At 69.2% G+C, this 16384-nt stretch carries 13 protein-coding genes; 7 read left to right on the forward strand and 6 right to left on the reverse strand.

What is annotated here, in order from left to right:
* Nucleotides 1-325: 325 nt before the first annotated feature.
* A complete protein-coding gene (locus tag AS850_RS04190) occupies nt 326-805 on the reverse strand; it encodes a peroxiredoxin (protein ID WP_119867995.1) in 480 nt (159 codons plus the stop codon).
* 71 nt (nt 806-876) lie between these two features.
* Nucleotides 877-1671 carry a CPBP family intramembrane glutamic endopeptidase gene (locus tag AS850_RS04195; RefSeq protein ID WP_119867996.1) on the reverse strand — a complete coding sequence of 265 codons (795 nt, stop codon included), beginning with the start codon at nt 1669-1671 and terminating at the stop codon, nt 877-879.
* Between the two features lie 287 nt (nt 1672-1958).
* Between AS850_RS04195 and AS850_RS04200 the strand changes: the two genes are divergently transcribed.
* The 3 genes from AS850_RS04200 (at nt 1959) to AS850_RS04210 (ending at nt 6560) form a co-directional block, all read left to right on the forward strand.
* Nucleotides 1959-3722, forward strand: coding sequence for an ABC transporter family substrate-binding protein (locus tag AS850_RS04200; RefSeq protein WP_119867997.1), 1764 nt, complete (start codon nt 1959-1961; stop codon nt 3720-3722).
* 176 nt (nt 3723-3898) lie between these two features.
* Nucleotides 3899-5431: an ABC transporter permease gene (locus tag AS850_RS04205; protein ID WP_119867998.1), complete on the forward strand. Its 1533-nt coding sequence runs from the start codon at nt 3899-3901 to the stop codon at nt 5429-5431.
* Between the two features lie 61 nt (nt 5432-5492).
* Nucleotides 5493-6560 carry an ABC transporter permease gene (locus tag AS850_RS04210; RefSeq protein WP_119867999.1) on the forward strand — a complete coding sequence of 356 codons (1068 nt, stop codon included), beginning with the start codon at nt 5493-5495 and terminating at the stop codon, nt 6558-6560.
* 26 nt (nt 6561-6586) lie between these two features.
* On the opposite strand, the gene AS850_RS04215 is transcribed toward AS850_RS04210, so the two are convergent.
* On the reverse strand, nt 6587-7213 hold the full coding sequence (locus AS850_RS04215; RefSeq protein ID WP_119868000.1) for a PH domain-containing protein: 627 nt from the start codon (nt 7211-7213) through the stop codon (nt 6587-6589).
* Between the two features lie 74 nt (nt 7214-7287).
* Here AS850_RS04215 and AS850_RS04220 point away from each other — a divergent pair, with 74 nt between their 5' ends.
* Together AS850_RS04220 and typA are read left to right on the forward strand one after the other, a co-directional pair.
* Nucleotides 7288-9057 carry an ABC transporter ATP-binding protein gene (locus AS850_RS04220; RefSeq protein WP_119868001.1) on the forward strand — a complete coding sequence of 590 codons (1770 nt, stop codon included), beginning with the start codon at nt 7288-7290 and terminating at the stop codon, nt 9055-9057.
* A gap of 196 nt (nt 9058-9253) precedes the next feature.
* Nucleotides 9254-11161 carry a translational GTPase TypA gene (gene typA / locus AS850_RS04225; protein ID WP_119868002.1) on the forward strand — a complete coding sequence of 636 codons (1908 nt, stop codon included), beginning with the start codon at nt 9254-9256 and terminating at the stop codon, nt 11159-11161.
* A 111-nt stretch (nt 11162-11272) separates the two neighbouring features.
* Here typA and efeB read toward each other — a convergent pair whose 3' ends face one another.
* Genes efeB through efeU form a run of 3 tightly spaced genes read right to left on the reverse strand, consistent with a single transcriptional unit; the run spans nt 11273 to nt 14662 of the window.
* Entirely contained in the window at nt 11273-12583 is a 1311-nt protein-coding gene (gene efeB, locus AS850_RS04230) for an iron uptake transporter deferrochelatase/peroxidase subunit (RefSeq protein WP_119868003.1), read from the reverse strand.
* A gap of 7 nt (nt 12584-12590) precedes the next feature.
* Nucleotides 12591-13784, reverse strand: a complete 1194-nt coding sequence (efeO, locus tag AS850_RS04235) for an iron uptake system protein EfeO (protein ID WP_119868004.1) — start codon at nt 13782-13784, stop codon at nt 12591-12593.
* Nucleotides 13781-14662 (reverse strand): iron uptake transporter permease EfeU, encoded by an 882-nt coding sequence (efeU, locus tag AS850_RS04240; RefSeq protein ID WP_119868005.1) that lies wholly within the window; start codon nt 14660-14662, stop codon nt 13781-13783. Before efeU ends, efeO begins: the two co-directional genes overlap by 4 nt.
* Before the next feature lie 123 nt (nt 14663-14785).
* On the opposite strand from efeU, the gene AS850_RS04245 reads away from it, so the two are divergent.
* Entirely contained in the window at nt 14786-16057 is a 1272-nt protein-coding gene (locus AS850_RS04245; RefSeq protein ID WP_164088384.1) for a PIG-L family deacetylase, read from the forward strand.
* Nucleotides 16054-16380 (forward strand): ferredoxin, encoded by a 327-nt coding sequence (gene fdxA, locus AS850_RS04250; protein ID WP_119868007.1) that lies wholly within the window; start codon nt 16054-16056, stop codon nt 16378-16380. The genes AS850_RS04245 and fdxA overlap by 4 nt, the downstream gene beginning before the upstream one ends.
* Nucleotides 16381-16384: the final 4 nt, after the last annotated feature.

Here is a 16384-nt window from a genome sequence, read left to right on the forward strand (position 1 = left end):
CCGCGGGTCGTCCGCCTGCGCCAGACTCCACAACACGCCGCTCACGTTCGTTCGTGAGCGGCGTGTTGTGGAGTCTCGCCGCGTGCGGGCGCGACGTGGGTTCGGCGAGGCTCCACGTTTGGCGCTTTTCGGGGAAAGTGAGCGGCGTGTTGTGGAGGGTCGCCGGGGCGGCCCGGCGGGGTGCGACTTGGGTAGGGCGAGGCTCCACGTTTGGCGCTTTTCGGGGAAAGTGAGCGGCGTGTTGTGGAGTGTCGCGCGGCGGGGCGGGGCAGGGCGGGCGGGGCGGGCGGCGCGGGCGCGACAGCCGGGACGCGCGACGCCGCACCTAGGCCAGCACGCCGGCCAGAGCCTCCTGCAGCACCGATGCGCTCTGGAAACGGGCCCCGACGACGGCGACGTGCTTCCAGCGCAGGATGCCCGACGCGTCGACCACGAAGACCGAGCGCCGCAGCCCCAGTCCGGGAAGCCCCACGCCGTACCGCTTCACGGCGAGGCCGTGCTCGTCCGCCAGCAGCGGGAACGACAGCCCCTCCTTGCGCGCGAATCGCTCGTGGCTGTCGAGGCCCTGCTTGCTGATGCCCCAGACGGTCGCGCCGAGGGTCTCGAAGCCGGCCAGCTCGGACTGGTACTCGCACAGCTGCGCCGTGCACACGCTCGTCTCGTCGCCGGGGTAGAACGCCAGCACGACGGGGGATCCGTGTTGGGCGGAGAGGCAGAACGAGCGCCGTTCCACGACCCCGTCGACGATCCGGATGCCCGGGAGGCTGAAGTCCGGGGCGATGTCGCCCACCGCTGGGATGCTCATGCTCCGAGAGTACGACCCGCGCGGGCTCGGTGCGCCTGGGTGAATCGTATGAAGGTCGGCGAGTCCCGAGGTCAGTGCATCCCGAACAGCGCCGGGAACGCGTGCGACGCCCACGGGTAGCCGACGAACACGGCGGCGTCCATGAGGAAGTGCGCGATGACGAGCGGCAGGATCCTGCCGTACCGGGTGTAGAGCCAGCCGAAGACGACGCCCATCACGGCGTTGCCGATGAACGCGCCGAAACCCTGGTAGAGGTGGTAGGTGCCCCGCAGCAGCGCCGCGGACAGGATGATCGGCCACGTCTTCCAGCCCAGGTCGCGGAGTCGGGCGAAGAGGTAGGCGACGACGATGACCTCCTCCGTGACGCCCGATCGGAAGGCGGACAGCAGGAGGACCGGCACGGTCCACCAGTGCGCCGCGAGGTTCGTCGGCACGACGTCGACGCTGATGCCGAGCGCCCGACCGGCGAAGTAGAGGCCGAGGCCGGGGATCCCGATGGCCAGGGCGAGCCCCGCTCCGCCGAGGGCATCGCGCCCCGTGCGGGTGAAGTCGACGCCGAGGCGGGACAGGTGAGGGCGGGCGGGCCGCCAGAGGAGGTAGGCCACGAGGGCCACGGGGACGAGGTCGAACCCGTTCTGGAGGATCTGGTAGAGGAGATCGAACAGCTCGCGGCTGGCCAGGGAGGTGTTGAGCGTCGCCTGCTGACTGCCGAGGGCGGTGGGGCGCGTGAGGAGGTCGAGGAGCTGGACCACGGAATACACCGCACTCGCCCCGAGGGAGAGACCGAGGACGATGAGGATCTCCGCCCGGAGTCGCCGCGGCGTCACTCCCGCGGGGAGCGGTTCGGCGAGCGGTAGAGCGGACATCGATCCTCCTGTTCGGGCCATGATCGCAGATCGCGGAGGCGTGGACGCAACCGGATGGTACGGCTCTCGACCGCGGAATCCGCCGGATTCTTGCGTGGAGACGCTGATCGCCGCACAAATGTGACTCGCGCCGCAAGATATGCGCCCTGCGTGTTTCCAAGACGTAACGCTTTCCCCCGCGGTTTGGCGTTTGCCAGCGGTTTACTTATGGTCTTCTTATCCAGAGCGGATCGCCGTGCCTCTGCGCTGCACCGCTGTGCGTCACATTCCATCAGGAGGAACATTCAGTGAAAATCACTGGTAAGCGGATGCGTCCGCTCGTCGGCGCCATTGCCCTCGCGGCAGTCGCGACGTTCGGTCTCGCAGCGTGCACGACGTCAGGCAGCACCGGAACGGAGACCGCCAAGGCGGGCGGCACCGTCACGATTGCTCAGGTGAACGAGGTCACCTCGTTCAACAGCAACACGCCCCAGGGCAACCTGGACACGAACGGCGAGGTCGCGTACATGACGCAGCCTCAGTTCTTCACCCTCGACGACAAGTACAACATCGTCCCCAACACCGATCTCGGTACCTACGAGAAGCTCAGCGACAACCCGCTGAAGGTGAAGTACACCCTCAAGTCGGGTCAGAAGTGGTCCGACGGCACGGCGATGACGGCCGACGACCTCGTCCTCGGCTGGGCGATCGCCTCGACGTACTACGACTCCGAGACGACCAACGACGCGGGCGACGTCACCAAGGGCACGCAGTACTTCGCGACCGCCGGTGGCACGACCTTCATGACGGACAAGCCCACGGTCGGCGACAGTAACCGCAGCATCACCTTCACGTACGACACCCCCTACGTCGACTGGCAGCTCGTCAACCCGATCGGCTTCCCGGCGCACGTCGTCGCGAAGAAGGCCGGCGTCTCGACCTCCGACCTGACGAAGGCGTTCATGGACACCGCGAAGGGCGACGCCGCCAACCCGGCCGCTCCGAACGAGACCCTCGTGAAGGCCTCCAAGTTCGTCAACACGGGCTACGACGCCACGTCGCTCCCCACCGACAAGAGCCTCCTCGTCTCCGGCGGCCCGCTCCAGGTCACGTCCTGGACCCCGAAGCAGTCGATGACCTTCGCGCCGAACCCGGAGTACCAGGGCTCGCACAAGGTGAAGATCGGCAAGCTCGTCATGCGCTTCATCGGTGACGCCAACGCCCAGGTCACGGCCCTCCAGAACAACGAGGTCGACGCGATCCAGCCGCAGGCCTCCGCCGACACGGTGAAGTCGCTCAAGGCCCTCACCGGCACGACCCTCGAGCAGGGCGACCAGGTCGCCTACGACCACCTCGACCTCAACTTCGGGGCGAACGTGTTCAAGGACGAGAACACCCGCAAGGCGTTCCTGCTGACCATCCCGCGCCAGCAGATCCTCGACGCGATCGTCACCCCGATCAACTCGAACGCCAAGGTCCTCGACTCGCAGGTCTTCCTGCCCGGCCAGGACGGCTACACGGACTCGATCGCCGGCAACGGTTCGAGCACCTACAGCAAGGTCGACATCGCCGGGGCCAAGGCTCTCCTGAAGGGCGCGACCCCGACGGTCAAGATCCTCTACAACACCCAGAACCCGAACCGCGTCGACACCTTCCAGGCCATCCAGGCCTCGGCGGCGAAGGCCGGCTTCAAGGTCGTCGACGGCGGCTCGCCCGACTGGAGCTCGCTCCTGTCCGGTGGCAACTACGACGCCTCGATCTTCGGGTGGATCAACCCGGGTGCCGGTAACGCCGCGCTCCCGCAGCTGTTCCAGACGGGCAACCCCGGCAACTACAACAAGTTCGCCGACCCGACGACGAGCGCCCTCGCGGTGAAGACGCAGACGACCCTCGACGCCGACACCCTGAAGACGCAGAAGATCGACATCGACAAGCAGGTCTTCGCGGACGCATACGGTCTGCCCCTGTTCCAGCTGCCCGGCCTCTTCGCCAGCAACAGCACGGTCAAGGGGATCAAGTACTTCGGTGGACAGACGGGAATCGTCTGGAACATCTGGGACTGGACCAAGTAACACCGGTCGCCGGATGATCCATCCGGGCGCCGTCAGCTAGACAACTCAACAGTCCGGGCGTCGGGTTCCTCTTGTGGGCCCGACGCCCGAACTCTGAGTCCGTAGTAACCTCGTCCTGCTCTTCCGTCGGTTTCGTCCCTAGCGCGTCTCGCATCGCAAAGGTCAAGTTCCCCCTTATGGTCAGTTTCATCGTCAGGCGAATTCTCGTCTCGATCCTCGTTCTCCTCGCGGCGTCGTTCATCATGTACGTCCTCGCCGCGAACTCCGGCAACCCGCTTCAGGACTTGCAAGGAAGCAACTCCCCGAACCGGCAGGCGCTCATCGAAGCGCGCATCGCCCAGCAGCACCTCGACGTGATCCCCCCGCTCCGCTGGGTCCTCTGGCTCGGCGGCGTCGCCAAGTGCGTCGTCCCCGTCGGCGGCGGCTGCGACCTCGGCACGACGTTCGCGAACCAGCCCGTCACGGTGCTCCTGCCGAGCGCCATGGTCTCGACTCTCCAGCTCGTGACCCTCGCCTTCATCCTGGCCATCGTGCTCGGCATCGCGCTCGGCATCGTGACCGCCCTGCGCGTCTACAGCGGCTTCGACTACACGATCACGCTGTTCAGCTTCTTCCTCTTCTCGCTGCCGTCCTTCCTCATGGCCGTGCTGCTCAAGTCGTTCGTGGCCCTCGGGTACAACAGCTTCCTGGCGGATCCCCACATCCCGTTGAGCACGCTGATAGTCGTCGGCGTGGTGCTCGGCGTCCTCGTGCAGCTCGCGGTCGGGGGACCGCTGCGGCGTCGCCTCGTCGCGTTCTTCGCCACGGGCATCCTGAGCGCGCTGATCCTGGGGCTCCTCTCCGCGGCGGATTGGTTCACCCACCCGCAGCTGGGGCCGGTGTTCGTCATCCTCTTCACCGCGGCGATCGGCTTCGGCATCGTGTCGCTGCTGGCCGGCATCCACAATCGCCGGGCCATCCTGACGGCGGCGATCAACGTCCTCATCGCGATCATCGCCTACTTCGCGCTCCAGGGGCTCTTCAACATCTCCTCCGTCGGGACCCTGTTGACCCTCGCCATCGTCACGGTCGCGGTCGGGCTCATCAGCGGCTACTTCGTGGGCGGCTACGACCGCGGCCTGATGATGCGGATCGGCGGCCTCACCGCGTTCCTCAGCGCGGGCGTCGTCCTGCTCGACCGCTTCGTGCAGTCGTGGGACAACTACGTCGCCCTCATCGGCGGCCGACCGATCGCGACCGTCGGATCCCAGACCCCGTCGCTCGGCGGCGACGTCTGGATCACGGGCATCGACACCTACACGCACCTCCTGCTGCCGACCATCAGCCTGCTGCTGATCAGTTTCGCGGGCTACACCCGCTACTCGCGGTCCGGCATGCTCGAGGTCCTCGACCAGGACTACGTGCGCACGGCGCGGGCCAAGGGCCTGCCGGAGCGCACCGTCATCGTCCGCCACGCGTTCCGCAACATGCTCATCCCGATCGCCACGCTCATCGCGACCGACATCGGAGCGCTGCTGGGTGGTGCCGTCATCACCGAGACGGTCTTCGCGATCAGCGGCATGGGCGCGCTCTTCAACAGCGGTCTGCAGCGCACCGACGTGAACCCGATCATGGGCTACTTCCTCGTGATCGCGATCACCGCCATCGCCTTCAACTTCCTGGCCGACCTCGCCTACGCGGCGCTCGACCCCCGGGTGCGCGTCCGATGAGCCGCTCGCACCCTCCCCTGACGACGGGTCGCTCGGCGGCCATGAACCGAGAGGTCTTGCGATGAGCACCATCCAGGGCAACCCGCTCGAACCCCAGATCCCCGACGGCGTCCAGGCGGCCGGCGACCTCGACGAGCACCGCGGCGAGAGCCAGGGGCAGATCGTCCTCAAGCGCTTCCTCGCCAACCGCCTCGCCGTGGTCGCGATCATCGTCTACGTCATCGTGATCGTCTTCTCGATCAGCGCGATCGGCCTCGGCCCCATTCCGGGCTGGTGGAAGTACAACTACACGAGCCTCAACCCCCTCCTCAAGGGCGGAGCGCCGACGCTCTCCCTCGTGCCGAAGTTCCTCGGCGGGCAGGGCTTCCAGCTCGGCGAGCACCCGTTCGGCCAGAACAGCATCGGCAAGGACTACTTCGCCCTGACCATGCGTGGGATCCAGAACTCCGTGCTCGTCATGATCGTCATCGGTCTCGTCGCGACGATCCTCGGCATCGTCGTCGGCGCCCTCGCCGGCTACTACCGCGGCTGGATCGACGCCGTCCTGATGCGCATCACCGACGTCTTCATCGTCATCCCGGCCCTCGTCGTCGGCGCGATCGTCGGTCGCTCCACGAGCTCGGTCGGCTTCGGCGCGTTCGGCCTGGCCGTCCTGCTGGGCCTGGTGTCGTGGATGGTCATCGCCCGACTGGTGCGCGCCGAGTTCCTGTCGCTGCGCGAGCGGGAGTTCGTCGAGGCGGCCCGGGTCGCCGGCGCCTCCGACTCGCGGATCATCTTCCGCCACATCCTGCCCAACGCCATCGGCGTGATCATCGTGAGCTCGACGCTCCTGATCGCCTCGGCCATCCTGCTCGAGACGGCGATCAGCTACCTCGGCTACGGCATCAAGTCGCCCGACTCGTCGCTCGGTCTGCTCATCAGTGCGAACCAGTCGGCGTTCCAGACGCGGCCGTGGCTGTTCTGGTGGCCCGCCACGTTCATCGTCCTGCTGGCGCTCTGCGTCAACTTCGTCGGCGACGGCCTCCGCGACGCGTTCGACCCGCGTCAGAAGCGCTTCAGCCTGAAGAAGACGGTCGAGCCGGAGCCGGAGCCGGCGCCCGTGAACCCGACCGGCACGAGGACCGCGTGACCTCCGTCGTCACCGCCGGTCGGCCGTCAGCCGACGTTCAGAGCCACGACGGTGGCCGCGGCCAGCACGACGAGCAGGGCGGCCGGCTGCCACAGCCACTCGACGCGCGCGCGGACCTCGTCGGCGCGGCCGAGTTCGAGGCCGCCCGACTCGCGGAGATGCTCCCAGCGCTCGCGCACGAGTTCGGCCGCCGCGCCCGACTCCGTCGTGAGGAGATCGCCGGGGGCGGCCGTGCCGCCGACCGCGGACCGCGGCGCGACGTCGGTCCGCGCCTGACGCTTCGCGACGGCGGCTCCAGTGCGACCCGGTGCCGGCGCGGCCCAGGCGGCGTACTTGCGGCCCGGCGTGTGCAGCGTCAGGGCGTATTTGGTGTCGACGTGGATCAGCGCTTCCCACGGAACCGTGATGCGGCGCACGAGGTTCTGGAGCACGACACCCTCGTCGACGACGTCGACCCGCGGTCGCCAGAGGGCGATCCAGTCGAGAAGCGCGATCGTCGCTCCGGCCAGCAGCGCCGACAGGAGCGATCCGGGTGCGCCCACGATCGTCGCCACGACCATGAAGACCACGAGGGCCCAAATCAGCACCGCCAGGATGCGATTGAACCTCGACACGAACGAGACGCGGTGGGTGGACGCGAGGGAGTCAGGCATGACTCCATCGTCCCAGACCGCACCTCGGTGATTCGCACGGCGGCCGTCTCCGGCCGAGAAAGGACCGCTGCCTGATGGCCCAGGTCACGACCCCCTCCGACGCTCCCGTTCTCGAGGTCACCGACCTCGACGTCGACTTCGCCGTCGACAACGTGTGGGTTCCCGCCGTGAAGAAGCTCAACTACCGCATCAAGCGGGGCGAGGTCATGGCGCTCGTCGGCGAGTCCGGCTCCGGCAAGAGCGTCAGCTCCATGTCGGTGCTCGACCTCCTGCCGCGGAACAGCCGCGTCAACGGCAGCATCAAGCTCAACGGGCGCGAGATCCGCAACCTCCCCGCCGCCCAGATGCGTCAGATCCGCGGTGGCGACGTCGCGGTGATCTTCCAGGAGCCGATGACGGCTCTCAACCCGGTCTTCACCGTGGGCTTCCAGATCGTCGAGACCCTGCGGATGCACTTCGGCATCTCGCCGCACGAGGCTCGCGACCGCGCCATCGAGCTCCTCCGCCTCGTCGAGCTGCCCGACCCCGAGAAGGCGTTCAACTCCTACCCGCACCAGCTCTCCGGCGGCCAGCGCCAGCGCGCGATGATCGCGCAGTCGATCTCCTGCGACCCGGGCCTCCTGATCGCCGACGAGCCGACCACGGCCCTCGACGTGACGGTCCAGGCGGAGATCCTCGATCTCATCCGGAGCCTCCGCGACCGTCTCGGCAGCGCCGTGCTCCTCATCACCCACGACATGGGCGTCGTCGCCGACCTGGCCGATCACATCGCCGTCATGCGACAGGGCGAGGTCGTCGAGGCCGGTCCGACCCTCCAGATCTTCCGCGACCCGCAGCACGAGTACACCAAGGCGCTTCTCGCCGCGGTGCCGCACCTCGGCCAGGGCGGCGACAGCGACTCCGTCGTCGACATCACGGAGACGCTTGCCGAGACGGTCGAGCAGCAGGACGGCACGCACACCGTGTCCGAGCGCGAGGAGTACGAGAAGCGCGCCGCCGAGCCGACCGGGAAGCCCGTCCTCGAGTTCGACGACGTCGTGATCGAGTACCCGGGCCGCGGTCGCGTCAAGGCGTTCCGCGCGATCGACCACGTGTCGCTGACCGTGCACAAGGGCGAGGTGGTCGGCCTCGTCGGCGAGTCCGGCTCGGGCAAGACGACGCTCGGCCGCGCCGGCATCGGCCTCCTCCCGATCACCGAGGGTCGCCTCGACGTCGTCGGCACCGACCTGTCGAAGTCGACCCGATCGCTCGTCCGCCAGGTGCACAAGAACGCCGGAATCGTCTTCCAGGATCCCTCCTCGTCGCTCAACCCGCGCATGACGATCGGCGAGAGCATCGCCGAGCCGCTCCTGCTCGCGAAGAAGTCCAAGGGCCAGGGGCTCGTCCGCGAGGTCGAGACGCTCCTCGACAGCGTCAAGCTCCCGCGCTCCTACCGCACCCGCTACCCGCACGAGCTCTCGGGCGGCCAGAAGCAGCGCGTCGGCATCGCCCGCGCGCTCGCGCTCCGGCCGGAGCTGCTCATCGCCGACGAGCCGACGTCGGCCCTCGACGTGTCCGTCCAGGCGACCGTGCTCGAGCTCCTCCGCGAGCTGCAGCGCGAGTTCCAGTTCGCGTGCCTCTTCATCACGCACGACCTCGCGGTCATCGACATCCTGGCCGACCGGATCGCCGTGATGCACAAGGGCCGCCTCGCGGAGGTCGGAACGCGCGACGAGATCCTGCGTCGTCCGCAGGATCCCTACACGCAGCGCCTCATCGCGGCCGTCCCGCTGCCCGACCCGGAGGTCCAGCGCGAGCGTCGCGAACTGCGCGCACAGATCCTGGCGGCCGGAGCCGACGAGTAGGGCGCGCGGGGAGCGTCGGCGCCCTCGCCGGGCGACGATCGCAGGAGGCGCCGGGTACGCCCACAGAGGACGCGGGAGAGATCCGGGCGCTCTCCGGGTAGACTCTGGAGGTCGGGGCCATGGCCGCCCCCGCCTCTGCCTTCGTCAGCCGGTCTGACGCATCCCCCCAAACCCCCTCCGCAAAGGACGTACAACTATGGCGACTGCCATCCGCAGTGACCTGCGCAACGTGGCAATCGTTGCCCACGTCGACCACGGCAAGACCACGCTCGTCGACGCGATGCTGAAGCAGACGAACTCCTTCGACGCGCACTTCGACACCGAAGACCGCATGATGGACGGCAACGAGCTCGAGCGCGAGAAGGGCATCACGATCCTCGCGAAGAACACCTCGGTGCTCTACAACGGGTCGCACGCCACCGACGGTCCCATCACGATCAACGTGATCGACACCCCGGGCCACGCCGACTTCGGTGGTGAGGTCGAGCGCGGCCTCTCCATGGTCGACGGCGTCGTCCTCCTCGTCGACGCGTCCGAGGGCCCGCTGCCCCAGACGCGCTTCGTCCTTCGCAAGGCTCTCGCGGCGAAGCTCCCCGTCATCCTGCTGGTCAACAAGACCGACCGCCCCGACGCGCGCATCGACGAGGTCGTCGCCGAGTCGCAGGATCTCCTGCTCGGCCTCGCCTCCGACCTCGCCGACGAGGTGGAGGATCTCGACCTCGACGCCATCCTCGACGTCCCCATCGTCTACGCCTCCGGCCGCGCCGGCGCCGCGTCGACCAACAAGCCCGAGAACGGCTCGCTGCCCGACAACGACGACCTCGAGCCGCTCTTCGACGCGATCCTCAAGCACGTCCCGGCTCCGACCTACGACGACGAGCACCCGCTCCAGGCGCACGTGACCAACCTCGACGCGTCCCCGTTCCTCGGCCGTCTCGCCCTGCTGCGCGTCTTCCACGGCACGCTGAAGAAGGGCCAGACCGTCGCCTGGGTCAAGCACGACGGCACGGTCCAGAACGCCCGCATCACGGAGCTCCTCATCACCAAGGCGCTCAGCCGCTACCCCGCCGAGAGCGCGGGCCCCGGCGACATCGTCGCCGTCGCCGGCTTCGACACCATCACGATCGGCGAGACCCTCTCCGACCCCGACGACGTGCGGCCGCTGCCGACCATCACGGTCGACGACCCCGCCATCTCGATGACGATCGGCACGAACACCTCGCCCATCATCGGGAAGGTCAAGGGCCACAAGCTCACCGCCCGCATGGTGAAGGACCGTCTCGACCGCGAGCTCGTCGGTAACGTCTCGCTCAAGGTCGTCGACATCGGACGCCCCGACGCCTGGGAGGTCCAGGGTCGCGGCGAGCTCGCCCTCGCCATCCTGGTCGAGCAGATGCGCCGCGAGGGCTTCGAGCTCACGGTCGGCAAGCCGCAGGTCGTCACGCGTCGCGTCGACGGCAAACTGCAGGAGCCGTTCGAGCACATGACCATCGATGTGCCCGACGAGTACCTCGGTGCCGTCACGCAGCTCATGGCCGCGCGCAAGGGCCGCATGGAGAACATGGCGAACCACGGCTCCGGCTGGGTCCGCATGGAGTTCATCGTCCCGTCGCGCGGGCTCATCGGCTTCCGCACGCAGTTCCTCACCGACACGCGCGGCACCGGCATCGCCAACGGCATCTCGCACGGCTACGACGCGTGGGCCGGTGAGATCTCGACGCGGACCAACGGCTCGATCATCGCCGACCGCTCGGGTGTCGTCACGCCGTTCGCCATCATCAACCTCCAGGAGCGCATGACCTTCTTCGTGCAGCCGACCGAAGAGGTCTACGAGGGCATGGTCGTGGGCGAGAACTCGCGCGCCGACGACATGGACGTCAACATCACCAAGGAGAAGAAGCTGACGAACATGCGTCAGTCGACCGCCGACAACTTCGAGTCGATGACGCCCTCCAAGGTGCTCTCGCTCGAGGAGGCGCTCGAGTTCGCCGGTGACGACGAGTGCGTCGAGGTCACCCCCGACGCCATCCGCATCCGCAAGGTCGAGCTCGACGCCAGCGCCCGCCAGCGCTCGACGGCCCGCCTCAAGAAGCAGAACGCGTAGCGCTCCCCGCTTCGCCCGCTGAACCCTCGTGTTCGGCCGTCGCGGTGGTCCTAGGACCACCGCCGCGGCCGAACACGAGGGTTCAGTTCGTTGCGGGGCAGGATGCCCGGCTCAGGCGAAGAGCGTCTCGCCGACGTAGCCACCGCTCGTCGCCCCGGGTGGCACGGCCCAGATGCCCGAAGCGACGTGCTGGATGTACTCACCGAGCCGGTCGGACGCCGCGAGGGACGTCTGGATCCGGACGAACTGCTTCTCCGGGTCGCGCTGGTAGGCGAGGAAGAAGAGCCCCGCGTCGAGGCGCCCGAGCGAGTCGTTGCCGTCGACGAAGTTGTAGCCGCGTCGGAGGAGCTGCGCACCGCCGTTGTGGTCGGGGTGGGCGAGAGAGACGTGGGAGGTCTTCGCGATCGCCGGTCCGCCGCCCTGGGCCTTCGCCGCGAAGTCGGGGGCGGTGAACTCCGTGCCCCCGGAGAGCGGTGCACCCTCGCCCTTGTCGCGGCCGATGACGGTCTGCTGCTCACCCAGGGACTGGTGGTCCCAGGTCTCGATGTGCATCCGGATCCTGCGAGCCACGAGGTAGGAGCCGCCGGCCATCCAGGCGGCGCCGTCGGCCTCGTGGGCCCAGACGTGGTCGGCGACGAGAGCGGTGTCCTCGGCCTTGAGGTTGGCCGTGCCGTCCTTCAGGCCGAAGAGGTTGCGGGGTGTCGCCTGGCCGCGCGTCGTCGACGAGGTGCGACCGAACCCGAGCTGCGACCAGCGGAGATCGGCGCGGCCGAACGCGATCCGCGAGAGGTTCCGGATCGCGTGGACGGCGACCTGGGGGTCGTCGCTGCACGCCTGGATGCAGAGGTCGCCGTCGGAGCGCGAGGCGTCGAGCTGGTCGCCCGCGAAGGCCGGCAGGTCGATCAGCTTCGGCGGCCGGCGGGATCGGATGCCGAAGCGATCCGCGCCGTCGGCGTCCTCGAACAGGCTCGGCCCGAAGCCGATCGTGATCGTGAGGCCGGCGGCGGCGAGTCCGAGCGCCTCGCCGGTGTCGTCCGGGGGAGCGTAGAGGGAGCCGCCCACGGCGCCGGAGGGGCTGACCTCCTGGCCGCGGGTCATCCGGGCGGCCGCGTAGCTCCAGTCCCTCAGCAGGTCGACGAGCTCGGCGCGCGTCGTGCCGGCCGAGACGTCGAAGGCCGCGAAGTGCAGGCGGTCCTGCGCGGCCGTGACGATGCCGGACTGGTGCGCGGCGAAGAAGGGGTAGCTCGCGCTCGCTCCCGAGCTGCCGGGGCTCGCGGTGGCCACGGCGCGATCGAGACCGATTCCGAGACCCGCGCCCGCGACTCCTGCCCCCAGGCCGGCCCCGGCGAGGCCGAGGAGGCCGCGACGGGAGAGGCCGGTCCGCGCCGGTGCCGGGGTGGAGTCGTCGTCGTTCGTCGCCATCGTCGACTCAGCCCAGCAGGGCCGCGGCCAGCTTCGAGAGCGGCTCGCTGAGGGCGTTGACCCCGTCCGAAAGGGCCTTCTTGTCGGCGGTGGTGAGCGTCGTGTACGACGGGTAGGAGGTGTCGAGGCTGCCGTAGCCGGCGAGCAGCTTGTCGAGGGCGGCGAACTCGGTGTCGAGCTCGGTGGCGAGCGCGCGGTCCCGGGTCAGCAGGAGGGAGCGGACCCCCTCGTAGGCCACCCGGGCGCCCTCGAGGTTGGCCTGGAAGTCGTAGAGGTCGGTGTGCGACCAGGTCTCCTCCTCGCCGGTGATCTTCGAGGTGGCGACCTCGTCGAGCAGGCCGACGGCCCCGTTCGCGATCGTGTCGAGGCCGACCGTGAACGTCGACGCGGTGACCTCGTCGTAGAGCTGCTTCGTGTTGGTGGTGAGCTGCGCGGCGAGCGCCTTCTTCTCGGCCGCGGTCAGGGCTCCGTAGCCGGAGGCGCCGGGCACGGCCGCGTCCGGCTGCCAGAGGTCCTTCTCGATGCGGTGCCAACCCGTCCACGTCTCGCCGGCGGTCAGGTCGGCGGCGCGGTTGTCGAGCTGCGGATCGAGTTCGCCGAACGACTCGGCGACCGGCTCGATGCGCTCGTAGTGGGCGCGCGTCGTGGCGTACAGGGTCTTGGCGCGCGCGTCGTCGCCGGCGAGCCACGCGTCGAGGAAGGTCGCCGTCGAGGTGACGAGCTGTCCGGTCTGGTCCTTGACGTAGCCGACGTACGACTTCGCGGCCGCATCGACCTGCTGCTTCTCGGAGCCCTCGGCGACGACCTTCGCCCCGGAGTCGGTCACGGTGAAGTCGCTCCGGACGCCCTTGCCGACCAGTCCCGGGATGCAGGCGGTGACGTACTTCCCGGCCGTGAGGCTCGTGGTCAGCGTGCCGCTCGTGCCGGGGCCGATGTTCTCCTTCTCGCTGACGATCCGCAGGCCGTCGGAGGCGAGGACCTCGAACTCCGTGCTGTCGGTGCCCCTGTTGGACACGGTGAAGGTGACCGTGCCGCTCGGGGCCGTGGTGGCGGACAGGGTGCACGTGGAGTCGTCGCCGGTCACGGAGATCGCCTGGGACGTGGCTCCTGCGGTCCCGGCGGGGGTGTTGGCGACGCAGCCGGTGAGGGCGAGGGCGGCCAGGGTGACGCCGGCCGCGAGGCCGAGGGGGCGGAGGGTCATTCGGGGGCTCCTGCGGTGAGGACGGGCTCGTCGGCGCGGACGCCGGTCGAGCTCTGGGGCGAGGCCGGTCGCGCGGGGCGACGGCGGGTGGTCCGGACGAAGAGGGGGAGGACGACGGCGAGGTAGACGAGCCACACCAGCACCTGGAGGACGCTGGGACGCGGGGTGAAGTTGACGAGCCCCTGGAGGAGGGTGCCGTACCAGCTCGTGGGCGGGACGATCGCCGAGAGGTCGAAGGCCGTGACGCTTCCGCCGGGCAGGAACCCGATCTCCTGCAGGTCGCCGACGCCGTAGAGGAGGACCCCGGCCGCCACCACGACCAGGAAGAGTCCCGTGACCGTGAAGAAGCGCGAGAGGTCGAGCCGGACGACGCCGCGGTAGATGCCGATCTCGAGGGCGACGGCCGTCAGGATGCCCAGGATCGCCCCGATCGCAGGGACGCCCGTGCCCCCGGCCGTCGCGACCGTGGCCCAGACGAACAGCGCGGTCTCGATCCCCTCCCGCCCGACCGATAGGAACGCCAGCCCCACGATCGCCCGGGCTCCGCCGAGGAGCGCCCGGTCGAGGCTCGACGTGAGGTCGTGCTTGAGGCTGCCGGCGGTCTTCGCCATCCAGAACACCATGGTCGTGACGAAGCCGACGGCCACGAGGGAGAGCCCGCCTCCGATGGCCTCCTGAGCCTGGAAGCTGAGGCCGTAGGCGCCGAAGGTCAGGACGGCGCCGAGCCCGAGGGAGAGGACCGTCGCGAGGCCGACGCCGAGCCACACGCGGGGGAGGACGTCGCGCCGCGAGACCTTGACGAGGTACGCGATCAGGATGCCCACGACGATGGAGGCCTCGAGGCCTTCTCGAAGACCGATGAGGTAGTTGGCGAGCACGACAGGGCCTTCTCTCCGGGTTCTCGGGGCCGATCGGCCCCGTCGGGTTAGGGGAACCTCATGTTGGTAAGCCTTACCTAACCGAAGAGAACCATAATGTCGCAGCCTCTATCCTGTCCAGTGATGTCTGTCACCTCCGAGCAAACGCTTCCCGCACCCGACGCCGGCAGCGCGTTCGAGCGCGTCCTGGTCGTCCACGCCCACCCCGACGACGAGACGATCGTCACGGGCGCCACCCTCGCGACCCTGGTCGACGCGGGGGCCCGCGTCACCGTGGTGACCTGCACGCGCGGCGAACTCGGCGAGGTGATCCCCGACGACCTCGCGTCCCTCCGGGCCGACCCCGCCGCGCTGGCCGTCCACCGCGAGGGAGAGATCGCACGGGCCATGGCGGCTCTCGGGGTCACCGATCACCGCTTCCTCGGGAGCGCCGGGGCGCGGACCGCCGGCCTTCCCGCTCGGGCCTACGTCGACTCCGGCATGGAGTGGGGTCCCGACGGGAGCCCCGTGCCGGTCGCCGACGTGCATCCTGCCGCCTTCTGCTCCGCCGAGTTCGGCGAGATCGTGTCCGACCTGGCCGCCGTCGTCGCCGACACACGCCCCGACGCGATCGTGAGCTACGACTCCGACGGGGGCTACGGCCACCCCGACCACGTCCGCGTCAACCGGGTCGCGCTGCGGACGGCCCGGCTCGCCGGCATCCCGTTCTTCGCCATCGCCGCGGGCTCGGCCCACCCGGAGGCGCACCGGGCTCCCGGCGACGTCGTCATCGACGGGACCCCCGTCCTCGCCCGCAAGGTCGAGGCCCTCGAGGCGTACCGCTCGCAGGTCACCGTCGTCCCCACGCCCGGTGGCCCCGCCCTGGAGTACCCGCACGGCGCGGTCGAGCCCGTCACGGTCGTCGAGACGTTCCGGTACGTGCCGGTTCCCGTCGTCGACGAGGGTCCCGCCTCGGTGGACCTCCGCGACGCGACCTGGACGAGCAGGATCGTCGTGGGTCTCCTCGCCACAGCCGTCGGCGGCCTCTTCGGAGCGATCGGCACCGTCTCGCACCAGGTCACGGCCGGAGCCTTCCCCTTGGGCATCGTCCTGGCGCTCGCTCTCGTGCTCGCGGCCCTCCTCGGCGCCCGCCTCGTGATCGACACGCGATGGGTCGCCGGTCTGCTGGCCGCCGGCCTCTACGCGGTCATCGTCCTCCTCCTCGGCACCGGAGCCGGCGGATCGGCGCTGATCCCCGCCAACCCGGCCGGCTACGCCTGGACAGTCGGCCCGGCCGTCATCGCGCTTCTCGTGATCGCCTGGCCCCGGATCCGGCGCGACCAGCGCGGTAGGATGAGAACCTCGTCGCAGGATGCCCAGGTCCTGCCCGACACGAAGGAACAAACCAGCCCGTGACGTACGTGATCGCCCTTCCCTGTGTCGACGTGAAAGACCGCGCCTGTATCGACGAGTGCCCGGTCGACTGCATCTACGAGGGTGAACGCTCGCTCTACATCCACCCCGACGAGTGCGTCGACTGCGGTGCCTGCGAGCCGGTCTGCCCCGTCGAGGCGATCTACTACGAAGACGACCTCCCCGACAAGTGGAGCGACTACTACAAGGCCAACGTCGAGTTCTTCGACGAGATCGGGTCGCCCGGAGGGGCCGCCAAGATCGGCGTCATCGCGAGGGACCACCCGGTCATCTCGGTCCTGCCCCCTCAGGCCGCAGCGCACTGACCCC

Origin of the sequence: Frondihabitans sp. 762G35 (assembly GCF_002074055.1) — a bacterium.
Lineage (GTDB): Bacteria > Actinomycetota > Actinomycetes > Actinomycetales > Microbacteriaceae > Frondihabitans.